We start from the raw sequence: 13,046 nt of genomic DNA on the forward strand, positions 1-13,046 counted from the left end.
CCTTCAGATTTGAGTTCTGTCTATGCCAGCTTTGGCAAGATCGAAAAACCAGTCCCACCCCTTCCATAATAAACGGCAATCGTTCAAAACGGCTTCCGGCAGCAATGGCAGCCCTGCGATCACAGGGAGATAGCCTTGTCTGAGAAAAAAATCCTGCACCGGAACTGATCGCAGGTATTGCCCCAATTCCAACAACGTCTCATCCGCCCCCTGTCTCCAGGCCATAATATTTGGAAGGCAAAATGCCCCTTCAGCGGGCCAGATCATGGCTACGTTTTTATGCCGGGCATACCTGGCAAAAGAAACCTTGTTGATGCCCAAAGGATATTGGCCTTCGTCCACAGCATTTTTCACATCTACCGGTGAGCCCTTGAAAACAATATTTGCCAAGAAAGCCTGGAAGCGGCCTGAAAAGAGATGTTGCATCAAGGCCAAAATCGCCCTGCTGGCAGGAAGATGCCGTTCAGGGAACAGTATCCTGCCGTGCCATCTTGCATCCAGCAGATCCTCCCATTTTTGCGGCACCTGTGCCCCTGTGAGCAGCTGCCGGTTATAGATCATAACCAGGGGGATCAGAAAAATGGGATGAAAATAACCTTCCGGATCAGCAAAGCCCTTGGAGAGCAATTCTTCACGCAATGGAAACCGCCCCGGATATGGAGAAAATATCTCCCGCGCCCCTTCTCTGCCGAAGACGGCAAGGTCATTGCCGTAAGTAATAATCATGTCCTCCATCTGACTGGCTGTTAAGGGCAACAGGCCATTTTCCCGCTGGTAACAGGTTGCGGATTTAACCTCGATTGAAGTATCGTGTTTTGCCCCAATCTCTCGGGCAGCAGCTTTCACCATTTCGGCTAAAGAAAGATTTATATTTAAGGGATTATGCAAAAACACGCTGGCCATATAGATATGTCGCCTCCTTGATCATTTCTTGATTGAGCTCTCCGCCTTGGCGAATTCTTTCCCGCAGTTCACATAACATAGTATCTATTTGCAGCAACCGGTTGAGCAGCACCTTTTCATTGGAGCTGGCAGTCAATAGCCTGGTCATCCCGCCATTTTTCATCACCACCCTTTTGTCAGCCAAGAGCGCCAACATCGGATCATGGGTGACCACTAACACTACCTTCCCCTGCCCGGCCAGCAGCCTTAAGGCCTCCAGGCGGTTGATGCCCGCATTCTCTATTTCATCGACCAACACAATGGGGGCATTGCTCAAAAGCGCGACATCGGCCACCATCAATGCCCGAGACTGACCCCCACTCAGTGACGTCAGGCTGTCGTCCATCTTTAAGGGCTCCCCCGTTAACTGATTAGCACAGTCAACCACCTCTTGCGCAATTTTTTCAGCGTTTCCGATGTGCCGGCTTTGGGCATGCAAAAGCAGGAAATCCCTCACAGACATATCAATGACGAAATTCATGTTCTGGGAAATCTCGGCCACCAGCCTGCGCAAGGTTGTTTGTGCGGCAAATACTGTCGGCAACAGGTCGTTAATCAGGATTTGCCGGCGCGAGGGCGTATCTCCATCCGCCCAGTACTCGATGTCCGAAATCAGCTGGCTTTTCCCGGAACCAGTAGGCCCAACCACTGCCACAATCTCGCCGGGATGAATCTCTACCATTAGGATGGGCTCAATTTCACCGCTTTTGTTAAGCCCTCCCATGACTGCTATTTTTTTAATCATTACTGGCCCTCCTAAAATCAATTTTCTTCACATTCCCCATTTGGTAACGGCTGCCGATCACCGTCTCGCCGTTACAATAGGAACAAACCGCAGAAGGCATGGGATAACGCAGCTGCCTTCCTTCGACTCCTTCTACCGGCGGGCTGGCCAGCACATATTTTTTTAAACGCAGGGTTCCCTGTCCTGTCAAGCCGTTGATCTCGATCACATCGGCGGCAGGGTTAACCATTTCAATTCTTCTGCGGAACACCTCTCGTTCGGCCTGGGAAACAATATCACCTTTGGTCACTACAACCACATCGGCAGTTGTTAAAATAGGCCCCACTTTTTTGGGGGTGTCAATTCCGCTTAAATTATCCACCACACAGATCGAAAGACAATCCCTGATGCCCGGAGCACAGCGGTGGCACAGACCCGCTGTTTCCAGAATCAATATTTCGGCCAGCTGCTCCTTGCCCCAGGCATAAATCTCCTCCAGATTAGACACGTAGAAATGATCGGGGCAAATATAATCACTTAACCCTACCGTCACCGGAACGCCCAGGCGGCGGTAAGCCTTGTGGTCAGACGTTTCCAGGCAGTCAATCTTGCAAACCGCTACCCGGCTCCCGTCTGTCAGGATATGCCGTAAGGTATGCAGCATCACCGATGTTTTTCCCGCTGCCGGAGTGCCGGCCACTATTACCAACCTCAAGACAATACCTCCTTATTTTTACAATCCGCGAACCGCTGTATCTATCCAGGACGTTATGTTTGCCTGGGTTGACTATGTTAATCATCTCTAATTATGATTGGATTATATAGTTGATCCTCACAGAGAAAAAGTACCCTTGATTACACTTTTACCTTTTCCGGCAAGAAATTCTTCAAGGGGGTGGGGCTGTGGACAGTACGATCCGGCTGCTCAATAGTTGCAGCCTGTTTAGCCACTTGTCGGTTGATGAGTTGGAAAGCCTTTTAAAAGATGTTGCCTCCAGTGTAAAATGCTACAAAAAAAATGAGGTGATCTTCTCACCTCTATATCCCGCAGACACCTTAGGTGTTATCCTGAAAGGAAGCATTGACGCACAGAAGATTTTTGTCTCTGGAAAAGTGATCACAGTAAGCAAAAGATTCCCCTGCGATCTGATTGCCGATGCTTCCATCTTTGCCAACACCAATTACTATCCCTCTACTGTTACAGCCTGCGAAAACAGCCACATCTGGCTGATAAATAAAACCAACCTGTTGAAATTGTTCGCTAAAGATAACAGGATAATGGCTAAATTTTTAGAATCTGTGTCCAATAGGGCCTTAGCGCTAACTAGCATGATCGAAATTTTATCCATGAAGTCTATCTCCGCTAAAATAGCATATTTTCTAACCATGGAGCAGAAAAAACAAAAGAGCAGCACCATTGTGTTGAGATTTACAAAAACATCCTGGGCGGAACAGATGGATGTATCAAGACCTGCCCTATCTAGGGAGATTAAGAAGATGCAACATAAGGGAATTATCTCTTGCCATAAAAGGATTATTGAAATCCACAGCCTGGAAAAACTGGCGGACCTCTTCTCCCGTTAAATCCGGAAGGGTCAAGTCTCATTCAGTCAGATAATCAACCACCCTGACCAACTGGTGCAGCCCGGCCCTCCGTTTCTATAAAACGCATAATCCGTATAATTCAGGATTTCATTAGCATAATAAGACCAGTATTCCAAGCGCCAGCGGCAAGGAGGTGACAAAACCGTGGACTTTCAGATGAGCCAGATCGAAAAGCTGAACATCACCGAACTCTTGCGGCACGAAACCCTGTGCGCCAAGAAGCTGTCCACCTACATGAACCAGGTCCAGGACCCTCAGATCCGTTCGGTGCTAAGCCAGTACCACGATCTCTGCCGGCAGCACACAAACATGCTCAATAGCTTCATGCAACAGGCCGGAATGCAGCAACAAGCCGGAATGCAGCAGCCCGGAATGTACCACGCCGGTATGCCGGGCGGCGGACACATGGCTTAGGACCCAAAACCGATCCTAACCAAAATCGAGGAGGGATGAAGCATGCACCACCAACTGACCGACCGTGACATCGTGACCGACTGCCTCGAAGGCACCAAGCACGCGTCCAGCACTTTTCACCGGACCATCATCGAGGCGTCCAACGATAACATCCGGAACGCCTGCTTCCGGATGCACAACGACCTCCTGATGATGAACAAAACGCTGTTCGACCTGATGCACCAGCGGGGATGGTATCAGGTTGAACCGGCAACCGGCATGGGGATGAGGACTCAGGTTGGGCAGCAGACTCCGCACTACGCCGCCTACCGGCCGGAGATGCAGCAGTTTCAGGGACCAAACCCCGGCGGTTTCTAGTCCCGCCAAGCACGCAAACTTCGCAGCCGGCCGGCTGCGAAGTTTTATTTGTGCGCAGGGAAAAAGCCGCAATGGGTAGAATTGGTGCAACATGGCTAATGGGGACAAGTTTCGGACAGGGGCCGCCGGGACCGGTCCCGGCGGCGGCAGGGCGGGATTGTTCACTCCGCAACGGATTCTTTTGCTGGGCTTCGGCCTGCTGATCGCTATCGGCACTTTCCTGCTCAGTCTGCCGGCAGCGGTGAACCCCGGCGGCGACAACAGTTTTCTCACGGCCCTCTTCACCGCCACCTCGGCGACCTGCGTGGTCGGCCTGGCGGTGGTCGACACGGGCACCAACTGGTCGCCCTTCGGCCAGGCGGTGATCCTCGGCCTGATTCAGGTCGGCGGCTTGGGCTTTATCACCGTGGCCACCTTGATTCTTATCCTGGTGGGCCGCAAAATCAACCTCCGCCAACGCCTGTTGATCCAGGAATCGCTCAATCAATTCCGGGTCGGGGGTGTGGTGCGCCTGGTGATCCAGGTGATCACCATTACCCTCGCTTTTCAGGCCGTAGCGGCTGCCGTTCTGGCCGTCCGGCTTGTTCCGGATTTCGGTTGGGGTCCGGGAGTCTGGATGAGTGTTTTTCACTCCGTTGCGGCGTTCAATAACGCCGGTTTTGATCTCTTCGGCGGCTTCAGGAGTCTCACGGCCTACACCGAGGACGTGATCATAAACCTGGGGGTGGGTGTTCCGGTGATTATCGGCGGCCTGGGTTTCGTGGTGATCGTGGAAGTCATCCAGAAGCGGTCTTTCCGGAAGCTTTCCCTGCACAGCGCGATAGTGCTCACCACCTCTTTTTTCCTGCTGGTCCTCGGTTTCTTGGTCATCCTGGCCATTGAAAACACCCGCGCCTTTGTCGACCTCTCCGCCCCGGGGAAAGTCCTCGCCTCCTTCTTCCAATCACTAACCACCCGAACGGCCGGGTTTAACACCGTGGACATCGGTGCCCTCCACCCGGCAACCCAGTTTTTTATGATCGGGCTCATGTTTATCGGCGGGGGGTCGAACTCGGTTGCCGGCGGCATTAAAGTCACCGCCTTCGCGTTGCTGCTGCTGGCCACCTGGAACCTGTCCCGGGGACGGGGTTCCGTACGCATATGGGGACGGGAAATCCCCCAAATCCTGTTTCAAAAAGCGGTCGCGCTGGCCATCATCCAGTTTGCCGTGCTCTTCCTGGCCACCCTGGTCCTTTCCATCACCGAACGGGCCGACTTTCTGACAATTCTGTTCGAAGTCACCTCCGCCCTGTCTCTGGTGGGTCTTTCCATGGGCCTTACCCCGGATTTGTCTCCGGCAGGCAAACTGGTCCTTACAGTATGTATGTACATTGGCCGGGTGGGCCCCTTGACCCTGGTCTTTGCCCTGGTCAAGCCCCACAGGGAACCCCGCTTGAAGTATCCCGACGAGCAAATCCTCATCGGTTGATCCCCCTAAACGAAAAAGAACTACTCCTTCTCGCGCTTCTCGACCGTCAGCCGGAGTTCCCCCTCCAGTTCATGCGGCGGCGTGGTCACCGGGTCCTTCAGGAAGACCTGTTCCGGAGCAGCGGTCATCCGGTAGCCGCTGGAGGCCATAAACCGGATCAACCCGTGCAGAGCTTCGCCCAGCGTGTCCAGGTCACCCTGGTGGGCGGCGATCACCTGACGGTCCGGCAGGTCTTTAAGTCCCGGCGTGGTGTCGGTCTCCGGCACGGACAGCGGTCCGTCCAGCTTGAGCGGCACCTGGACCTCCCACAGGAGTTCCGCGGGCGGCATGTAGGGGTTGTTCTTGAATACCCCCACGGGGGGGCCCGCCGCCGTGTGGCCGTTCTCCCGGATCCACAGGTTCAAGTCCCGTACCACTTCCGGAATCAGGCTGTAAGGACCCCTGCCGGACTTGTAGGCTACGGTGCAGGCCGGGATTCTCTTCAACGTCACGGTCTCGGGCAAGCGGATAATCCTCCTCCGAAAATAGAATCTTGGATGATATTTTCATTCCCGGCGGCCTCTTTGAACTCCCAGCGGAAACTAGTATTGTTCACAGAGCACCTCACAGTGACACGGTTTACCCCCTGTAGTTCCATACGCACGTTCGAAACTCGTATCCCGGCATCCGGCGGCGGTGGGGTTCATTCTCCCGTAGTTCCATACGCACGTCGGAACTAGTATTGTTCACAGAGCACCTCGTAGTGACTGCGGGGGTGCGCGCAGGCGGGGCAGGTCTCCGGCGCCGCCTCGCCTTCGAGGATATAGCCGCAGTTCCGGCATTTCCAGCGGACCGGTTCCTCCCGGGAAAAAGCTTTCCCGTCGCGGATGTTCTGCAGCAGAGCGCGGTACCGGTTTTCGTGGTACTGTTCAGACCGGGCGATACTGTCCAGAACGGCGGCGATTTCGGCAAAGCCCTCTTCACGGGCCACCGCGGCAAATTCCTTGTACATGCTGGTCCACTCGTAGTTTTCACCGTCGATGGCCGCTTGCAGGTTGCCCTGTGTATCCTGGATGCCCTGCAGAAATTTGAACAGCCTCTTGGCGTGCTCCTTTTCGTGTTCGGCGGTCTCCAGAAAAGCGCCGGCCACCTGCTCGAAACCTTCCTTCTTCGCCACCGAAGCCCAGTACGTATACTTGTTGCGGGCCATGGACTCCCCGGCGAAAGCCGCCTTGAGGTTCGCCTCCGTCTGGGTTCCTTTCAGGTCTTTCATCTGGGTCCACTCCTTTCGCCTCTATTTTAACCCATAGTGTACCAGATTTACCGGCGCAATTTAAGTCAGAGCAGCGACTCGGGGCCGGCGCACCGCCGGCACGACCTAGATCGCTCAGCCCTTGCCGGTCCGGTCACCGACCTGGACCACCTGCCCGTCGCGCACCACCACGGGCACCCGGTTCACCCGGTAGGTTCCCTTGACCAGCTTCTTGGCCTCCGGGTCGAGACTGACGTTGATCTCTTCGAACTCCAGGCCCTGCTCGCGGTACTCGCGCATCAGGCTCGCGCAGTAAGGACACCCGGTCCTGGTGTAGACAATGATCTTGTTCAAATCCCCAACCTCCATAAATAGACCTGCTGGTCAGGATTTCAACCCATAACCTTCACCAGCTACTTCCCTTAATCCTGCCCGTAAATTCTATCTGCTGCGCCGGCGTTCAAATTGATTTTTGATCCGCCCGCCCCACACGGCAACCTGCGCCCGGAGCCGCCCCTTCAAACGTTCGGCGGCCTCCGGGTAGTTGAGCCAGTAGAACCCGCCCCCCGCCGCGCCCACCACCAGCAGCACCAGCAAGATATTCCGCCAAACCGGGGTCTGGTTCCGCTGCTGCACTGGGGCCCGGTCCGGCCGGCCCGGCTCCGGTCCGTAGAGGTACAGCTGAAAACCTTCAGCGAACAGCGCAATCCCCTCTTTGGCCGCCCGCCGGGTGTTTTCGTGCGCTCCCACCTCCAGCAGCAATTTCAAGGGGTGCAGGTCCTGGTTGTAGTTCCCGTTGGCGTAAAACACGCCCCGGACCAGGCCCGGGTAGACGGTATCGATATAGTTCTTCAAGTCCAGGGCGAAACTGCGGTTCACCGCAAAATGAGGGTTTTGGCGCCCGACTACGAACATCACCTGGGCCACCCATTGGCCTTCCACTTTCTCCGCATAAGTGTGCCAGGGCGCCGCGTCCCGGTGGATGTCAAAGACGGCGTCCGGCTCCCGGGCCAGAAGTTGCGCGGCCGTATTCCGGGAACGGCGATAGGCGCCACGGTCGTGGGGCAGGTGGATGGTCTCGTCGTGGATCACCTCTACGCCTCTTTTTTCAAGGGTCTCTTGAAAAACCATCCCCACCGCGTGGATGTCCCCCCGGCCGTTTACATTCGCCCGCCCGCGCGTCGGCACGTAGGACTCGCCGTTGTGGGTGTGATACACGGCAACGAGGCGGTTCGGCCGGGCTTGAACCGGCACCAAGCCGGAAGCGGAACCATAGCGGTGCTGTTCGGCTTCCTCGGGCTGAGTCACTTGGGCTGGCACCAGGCCGGAAGCGGGACTCCCGCCGGCGTTGGCGGCTTGAAAAAGGTTCCGGACTTCTGTGGACTCGGTATGGACGTAACGGGCGTGACCCACCCGGTTCTCGACCAGCACCACCTCGTACAGCCGGTTGTCGCGGGCCAGGTACTGGTCCCCGGCTTGAATGTGCCGTCCGGTCTCCATAATTACACGGCCTTCTTCGTCCACCATCCGGTAGTACAAACCCTCGGCGATTTCCCGGTCCGCCAGCTCGTCAAATACGTCCGTCAGACCGCCGGGCGCGGCGGCGGCAGCCTGACTGGCGAAGGGAATGGTCAGGGCCGCCAGGAACACCACCAGTGTCAAGCTGAAGAGCAACCGGGTCATACTACACACGGGCCGGACCTCCCCCCAGACGCTCCCGGATCTCGCCGATCAATTCGGCCAGGAGTACGGCAAACACCCCGGCCACCACCGCCGCCCCGAACACCCCGCCGCCGCCCAACACCACGGGACCCGTGGGGGCGCCCAGAAGTGCGCTCCGGGCCCATAAGCCGGTATCCAGCAGGGAGAGGCCAAGCACGCCGCCGATGAAAGCCGCCCGGCGCGAGCGGCCCAAAAGGTAGGCTGTAAGCCCGGCGACGAGCGGCGGTACGTACAGAGGATCAATGTCCATGCGGCCGGCCCCCGGCTGGGCCGGGAGCACCGTTTCCAGGCCCCAGACCACCAGGGCGGCGGCCAAGGCGGCCAACAGGCCGCGAGCCTTCTCCAGACCGGTGTCGGCGGTGGCCAGGAGGTAGACGCTCACCCCCAGGGGAACGAGAGCACCCCCGATATTGAAGGCGAACCCCCGGCCCAGGGCGATGTCGGGCAAGAATCCGCCCACCAGCATCAGGCCCAAAACAGCGAGGGCCTGCCGTTTGGTCAGGCGCATCCGGTCCAGCACCCGGTGCAGCAGTCCCAGGAACACCAGGGCCAGGAGCAGCAATAACAAGATCACCGCGGGGGATTGGAACAGCAAGGCGGCCGCACCCTTTCCGGGTCGATTTCAAACTATTCAAGTAGCTTGCACCCGGAGGCGGGGGCGTATGCGAGGGGCCGGATGCGGCCGGCGTGAGTGACCGGGAGCACCAAGGCCTCCTTGGCAAAGTTCAACATTTTGTTGCAAGAATAATTATACGCCTGTGTCCGGGTAAAATAATGTTGCACACTACTACTCCGAAAATACAGAGTAGCGGTTTAGGTGATTTTCATCCTAAAGTGGTACCGCGTGCGGAGTGGCTGTCTAACATGGCTCTAAGGCCGTAAAAGCAATTAAAACACCTCTCCGAAAAGGGCCACCTTTGTTCTTTGCCATGCTCTGGTATACTTTCCCTGCCCTACGTTGTATAATATTCCTGAGGTGGGAGATATGAGAAAAGTTCTGGAGAAGCGCAAGGAGCGGAATATCAAGCTTCTCCGCAGTGAACTCGGTCGTATCCAGCGGGAACTAATGGAGCTTGGAGCGGAAAGGATTGTCCACTTCGGTTCTTCCGCACGCGGCGCGGTGGGTTTAAACAGCGACCTGGATCTGGTTGTAGTGATGAACAGCAAGTATGATTTCCCGACCAGGGTTAGCGACATATATAGAAAAATTAAGCCGCTTATTGCCGTCGATTTACTAGTATATACTCCCGGTGAATTTGCGGAGATGAAAGAAAACAGTCCCTTTTTGAAAGCCGTTTTGCGGGAGGGGAAAGTGCTTTATGAGGCGGAGTGCTAAAGAGGAAGGCCTGCGCTGGTTGGAGCAGGCGGAGGCTGATTTGTGGGGTGCGCAGGTATTGCTTGAGAATCGGGTGTTCCATTTGGCATGCTTCATCGCCCAGCAGGCAGCGGAAAAAGCGGTGAAGGCATTTCTTTATGCCCAAGGGGAAGAGATGGTGACCGGGCATTCAGTCACCGCGCTGACAACCTGGGCGGAGGAATACGACTCCGGTTTTGCGGAACTCAGAGATGAAATTGCCATTCTGGACGGCTACTATATCCCTACACGTTATCCCAACGGACTTCCCGACAGCATTCCCGCCAAGGTGTATACCGGAAAAGCCGCGCAAGAAGCTGTAGCTCTTGCGCGTAAAGCCGCACAGTTCGTCAGGCAACGCCTGGATTTGCAGACAACGACTTCATGAAGCAGAATCTATCTGCCTGAGGAAATCTACACCGTAATTCGGACTTGATTTCCTCGCCCACGGGAACATATCCCAGTTCTCCCACAAACATGCGGGCCTAGCGCAGCCAGGCTTTACGGGCTGTGTCTTCTTTTGAGCAAGACCACGCACTCCACGTGGCTGGTCTGGGGAAACATGTCCACGGGTTGAACCTTCACCACATCGAAGCCAAGCTCGGCCAGGCGCCCCAGGTCCCGGGCCAGGGTGGCCGGAGCGCAAGACACATACACCACCCGCCGGGGCCGCAACCGGCCAAGAGCGTCAAGCACCGCGGGTCCGCACCCCCGGCGCGGCGGGTCCAGAACGGCCACGTCCACCCGCCGGTCCTGGGCCGCCCATTGGGGGAGCAGGTCCTCCACCGCCCCCTGTTCGAACCGTACGTTCTCTATGCCGTTGCGGACCGCGTTCTCCCGGGCGTCGGCCACCGCCGCCGGCAAGGCTTCGAACCCGACCACGGCCTTGGCCCGTGAGGCCAGGAGGAGAGCGATGGTGCCCATGCCGCTGTACGCGTCCACCACGGTCTCCTCCCCGGTCAATCCGGCAAACAGGCGCGCGATTTCGTATGTTTTCTCGGCTTGCTCCGGGTTCACCTGGAAGAACGAGGCGGGACCGATTTGAAATACCAGCCCGCCCAGATGTTCGGTAATCGCGGGCTTACCGGCCCGGACCAGGTTTTCGGGTCCGAGTAGTTCCCGGCTTTCCAGGGTGTTTACGTTGCGGATCACCGAGACCACCCCGGGCTCTTCCGCAGTGAGCCGCTCGGTGAACTCCCGCTCCCCCGGCCAGGGTTGCCGGCCGGTCACCAGCACCAACATGATCTCCACGGTGGCCGCGGCCCGGCGCAGCAACAGGTGGCGCAGGTACCCCCGGTGAATTTCCCAATCGTACAGGGGCACGCGCAGGGTTTCCAGCAGCGCGGCGGCGCGGGCCGCCACCCGCAGCAGGTCGGGCTGCACCAGCAGGCAGCCGGAACCACCGTTCGCGTCAATGAAGCAGATGACCCGGTGCGAACCGCGGGCCAAAAAGCCCAGGGCCAGGCGCCCCGATTCCCGGCTGACGTGAAAGTGCGCCTTGTTCCGGTAGTGCCGGGGCTCGTCCATGCCCAGAGTGTTGGCCACCGGCGCCTCTCCCAGACCCCCGAGCCGGGTCAGGGCGTCCCGCACCTGCACGGTTTTCCACCGCAGTTGCTCGGGGTAGCTCATATGAAGCAGGTGGCAGCCCCCACAGTCGCCAAAAAGGCCGCACTCCGGCTCGACCCGGGCTCTCGACCCTTCGAGCACCTCCACCAGCCGCCCGCGGGCAAATGTCCGGCCCAACGCGGTGATCTCCGCCCGCACCCGTTCCCCCGGAACCGCCAGGGGCACAAAGACGGCCAGCCCCCGCCACCGGCCGACCCCCTCGCCCACGTGGCTCAAGCCCGTAATATCAATATCGGCGTGATCGCCGACATTCAGCCCTTCAACAGTACTCACCGGTTCCATACCCCCACGGCTCGGGCACTTATCGTCTTGGTCTAGTGGTCCCACATTTAGGCCAAGGCCATCCGCACCACCATCCGCACCACCCGGGTAGGTCAGCCCGCCCGGCTGCGGAGCAGCTCCGGCTTCAGCGCCCCGTCACCGGTGAACATCCGCCGGTAGGACACTCCCACCAGGATCAGGCATCCGATGGCCACCGCAGCCGCGATCATCAGCATGACCACGATCTGGTACCGCACCGCCTCCTGCGGATCGACGCCGCCCAGGATCTGCCCGGTCATCATTCCGGACCGCGGCCAGTTGAAACGGACGCCGGAGGTTGTCCAGAACCGTACCCTCAAAGAGCGCCGGCTGCTGGGCCACATAGCAGACCGCGGTGCGCCACTCCGTGGGCGCAAAGGTAAGCCATTGGCGGCCTCCCAGCCGGACGTCGCCCCCGGTCCCCGGCTGCAGGCGGGCCAGGACGCGGAGCAGGGTGCTTTTGCCCCCTCCCGAGGGGCCGCGCACCAGCATTACCCCTCCCCGGTGGACCGCCCCGGAACAGACCGCGGTCCTGGCCCCGGCCCTGGCCCCGGCCCCCACGCTGAACGACAACCCGGTGAACTCAAACCAGAAAGACATCTTTCCCCTCTTTCCCCTCCCGGACACAAGAGCCGGATTGGAGACTATCCGTTCCTTAGAATATAATCTAAAACCCCAAGATGTTGCGGTGAGGAGCTGTCAAAATTGAAGACTATCCGTTCCTTGAATATAATCCGCGGACCGTGAAGGCGTCAACGCCGGCTCGTGATCCGCTAACCGGACGTATTTTGGCGGTACATTGGCATATTTTTCTCCTCCCGCGGACATCCTAGAGGCCAAAGGAGGTGTTCTTGGATGGCAGAATCGATCCGGGGCAGTCTCACCAGTTGGATCGTTATCGGCCTCGGCGTCATTGTGGCCGCCGTGGGGTGGCTCTTTGTCGCCGGCATCTGGGGGGCTGGATTGGTTGGATTTGGGTTGGCCAGCATTGTGCTCGGCATCATAGACCTCTTCAGATCGACGGCAAAAACCTGAACACGAACCACTTCGTTGGCGGGCCGGTCTCAAAAACAGACCGGCCCTCTGCAATTTTAAACTGCCTGACATTTTATTACAGTTTGCGAACAAGGATTATTGTATTCTTTGCAGAACTTTTCCATTCATTATGAGCAATCAGCCTGAAGGTGGAAGACCGTCAAAAACGAGAGTATCGGCCGATGACAACGCGAAACGGTGTGTTGGGGCGGCCTGGTTCAAGCCTGACCCGCAAGCATTATCCCTACTTGACAGCGTTCTTGAAGAT

The 13,046-nt window shown here is 57.5% G+C and carries 16 protein-coding genes and 2 pseudogenes; 7 read left to right on the forward strand and 11 right to left on the reverse strand.

Features of this window, described 5'->3' with window-relative positions:
* Window positions 1-3: 3 nt before the first annotated feature.
* The 3 genes from AB1402_05755 to AB1402_05765 are packed head-to-tail and all read right to left on the reverse strand — an operon-like array spanning window position 4 to window position 2,381.
* Window positions 4-903: an ABC transporter substrate-binding protein gene (locus AB1402_05755; GenBank protein ID MEW6541102.1), complete on the reverse strand. Its 900-nt coding sequence runs from the start codon at window positions 901-903 to the stop codon at window positions 4-6.
* Window positions 881-1,687 carry an ATP-binding cassette domain-containing protein gene (locus AB1402_05760; protein MEW6541103.1) on the reverse strand — a complete coding sequence of 269 codons (807 nt, stop codon included), beginning with the start codon at window positions 1,685-1,687 and terminating at the stop codon, window positions 881-883. Before AB1402_05760 ends, AB1402_05755 begins: the two co-directional genes overlap by 23 nt.
* Window positions 1,680-2,381, reverse strand: coding sequence for a GTP-binding protein (locus AB1402_05765; GenBank protein ID MEW6541104.1), 702 nt, complete (start codon window positions 2,379-2,381; stop codon window positions 1,680-1,682). Before AB1402_05765 ends, AB1402_05760 begins: the two co-directional genes overlap by 8 nt.
* 188 nt (window positions 2,382-2,569) lie before the next feature.
* Here AB1402_05765 and AB1402_05770 point away from each other — a divergent pair, with 188 nt between their 5' ends.
* From AB1402_05770 to AB1402_05785, 4 genes are all read left to right on the forward strand, one after another.
* On the forward strand, window positions 2,570-3,250 hold the full coding sequence (locus AB1402_05770) for a Crp/Fnr family transcriptional regulator (GenBank protein ID MEW6541105.1): 681 nt from the start codon (window positions 2,570-2,572) through the stop codon (window positions 3,248-3,250).
* Between the two features lie 165 nt (window positions 3,251-3,415).
* Window positions 3,416-3,685 (forward strand): type I secretion C-terminal target domain-containing protein, encoded by a 270-nt coding sequence (locus AB1402_05775; protein MEW6541106.1) that lies wholly within the window; start codon window positions 3,416-3,418, stop codon window positions 3,683-3,685.
* A gap of 42 nt (window positions 3,686-3,727) precedes the next feature.
* Window positions 3,728-4,042 (forward strand): spore coat protein, encoded by a 315-nt coding sequence (locus tag AB1402_05780; GenBank protein ID MEW6541107.1) that lies wholly within the window; start codon window positions 3,728-3,730, stop codon window positions 4,040-4,042.
* Window positions 4,043-4,199: 157 nt separating this feature from the next.
* Complete coding sequence (locus tag AB1402_05785) at window positions 4,200-5,510, forward strand: TrkH family potassium uptake protein (protein MEW6541108.1); 1,311 nt, start codon at window positions 4,200-4,202, stop codon at window positions 5,508-5,510.
* Window positions 5,511-5,530: 20 nt separating this feature from the next.
* Here the strand turns inward: AB1402_05785 and AB1402_05790 are convergent, their stop codons facing one another.
* From AB1402_05790 to AB1402_05810, 5 genes are all read right to left on the reverse strand, one after another.
* The gene (locus AB1402_05790) at window positions 5,531-6,013 is read right to left on the reverse strand and encodes a GyrI-like domain-containing protein (GenBank protein ID MEW6541109.1); all 483 of its coding nucleotides are present in this window, start codon (window positions 6,011-6,013) and stop codon (window positions 5,531-5,533) included.
* Between the two features lie 212 nt (window positions 6,014-6,225).
* Window positions 6,226-6,762 carry a rubrerythrin gene (gene rbr / locus AB1402_05795; GenBank protein ID MEW6541110.1) on the reverse strand — a complete coding sequence of 179 codons (537 nt, stop codon included), beginning with the start codon at window positions 6,760-6,762 and terminating at the stop codon, window positions 6,226-6,228.
* A 114-nt stretch (window positions 6,763-6,876) separates the two neighbouring features.
* A complete protein-coding gene (locus tag AB1402_05800) occupies window positions 6,877-7,095 on the reverse strand; it encodes a Uxx-star family glutaredoxin-like (seleno)protein (protein ID MEW6541111.1) in 219 nt (72 codons plus the stop codon).
* Between the two features lie 87 nt (window positions 7,096-7,182).
* Window positions 7,183-8,424, reverse strand: a complete 1,242-nt coding sequence (gene spoIIP / locus AB1402_05805; GenBank protein MEW6541112.1) for a stage II sporulation protein P — start codon at window positions 8,422-8,424, stop codon at window positions 7,183-7,185.
* A gap of 1 nt (window position 8,425) precedes the next feature.
* The gene (locus AB1402_05810) at window positions 8,426-9,058 is read right to left on the reverse strand and encodes a DUF1614 domain-containing protein (GenBank protein MEW6541113.1); all 633 of its coding nucleotides are present in this window, start codon (window positions 9,056-9,058) and stop codon (window positions 8,426-8,428) included.
* 390 nt (window positions 9,059-9,448) lie between these two features.
* Between AB1402_05810 and AB1402_05815 the strand changes: the two genes are divergently transcribed.
* Together AB1402_05815 and AB1402_05820 are read left to right on the forward strand one after the other, a co-directional pair.
* A complete protein-coding gene (locus AB1402_05815) occupies window positions 9,449-9,799 on the forward strand; it encodes a nucleotidyltransferase domain-containing protein (GenBank protein ID MEW6541114.1) in 351 nt (116 codons plus the stop codon).
* Window positions 9,783-10,205: a HEPN domain-containing protein gene (locus tag AB1402_05820; protein MEW6541115.1), complete on the forward strand. Its 423-nt coding sequence runs from the start codon at window positions 9,783-9,785 to the stop codon at window positions 10,203-10,205. The genes AB1402_05815 and AB1402_05820 overlap by 17 nt, the downstream gene beginning before the upstream one ends.
* 113 nt (window positions 10,206-10,318) lie before the next feature.
* Here the strand turns inward: AB1402_05820 and rlmD are convergent, their stop codons facing one another.
* The 3 genes and pseudogenes from rlmD to AB1402_05835 form a co-directional block, all read right to left on the reverse strand.
* Window positions 10,319-11,716, reverse strand: a complete 1,398-nt coding sequence (rlmD, locus tag AB1402_05825; protein MEW6541116.1) for a 23S rRNA (uracil(1939)-C(5))-methyltransferase RlmD — start codon at window positions 11,714-11,716, stop codon at window positions 10,319-10,321.
* A gap of 101 nt (window positions 11,717-11,817) precedes the next feature.
* Window positions 11,818-12,009 (reverse strand): annotated as a pseudogene (locus AB1402_05830) (ABC transporter permease).
* A gap of 58 nt (window positions 12,010-12,067) precedes the next feature.
* Window positions 12,068-12,343, reverse strand: a pseudogene (locus AB1402_05835) (ATP-binding cassette domain-containing protein).
* A 255-nt stretch (window positions 12,344-12,598) separates the two neighbouring features.
* Between AB1402_05835 and AB1402_05840 the strand changes: the two are divergent.
* Complete coding sequence (locus AB1402_05840) at window positions 12,599-12,778, forward strand: hypothetical protein (protein MEW6541117.1); 180 nt, start codon at window positions 12,599-12,601, stop codon at window positions 12,776-12,778.
* Window positions 12,779-13,046: the final 268 nt, after the last annotated feature.

It is taken from the genome of Bacillota bacterium, from assembly GCA_040757205.1.
Taxonomy (GTDB): Bacteria; Bacillota; Desulfotomaculia; order Desulfotomaculales; family Desulforudaceae; genus Desulforudis.

Coding starts and splice junctions, on each gene's coding strand:
- spoIIP (MEW6541112.1), bottom strand. CDS start 8,424: ATGACCCGGTTGCTCTTCAGCTTGACACTGGTGGTGTTCCTGGCGGCC.
- AB1402_05820 (MEW6541115.1), top strand. CDS start 9,783: ATGAGGCGGAGTGCTAAAGAGGAAGGCCTGCGCTGGTTGGAGCAGGCG.
- AB1402_05780 (MEW6541107.1), top strand. CDS start 3,728: ATGCACCACCAACTGACCGACCGTGACATCGTGACCGACTGCCTCGAA.
- AB1402_05755 (MEW6541102.1), bottom strand. CDS start 903: ATGGCCAGCGTGTTTTTGCATAATCCCTTAAATATAAATCTTTCTTTA.
- AB1402_05815 (MEW6541114.1), top strand. CDS start 9,449: ATGAGAAAAGTTCTGGAGAAGCGCAAGGAGCGGAATATCAAGCTTCTC.
- AB1402_05840 (MEW6541117.1), top strand. CDS start 12,599: ATGGCAGAATCGATCCGGGGCAGTCTCACCAGTTGGATCGTTATCGGC.
- AB1402_05760 (MEW6541103.1), bottom strand. CDS start 1,687: ATGATTAAAAAAATAGCAGTCATGGGAGGGCTTAACAAAAGCGGTGAA.
- rbr (MEW6541110.1), bottom strand. CDS start 6,762: ATGAAAGACCTGAAAGGAACCCAGACGGAGGCGAACCTCAAGGCGGCT.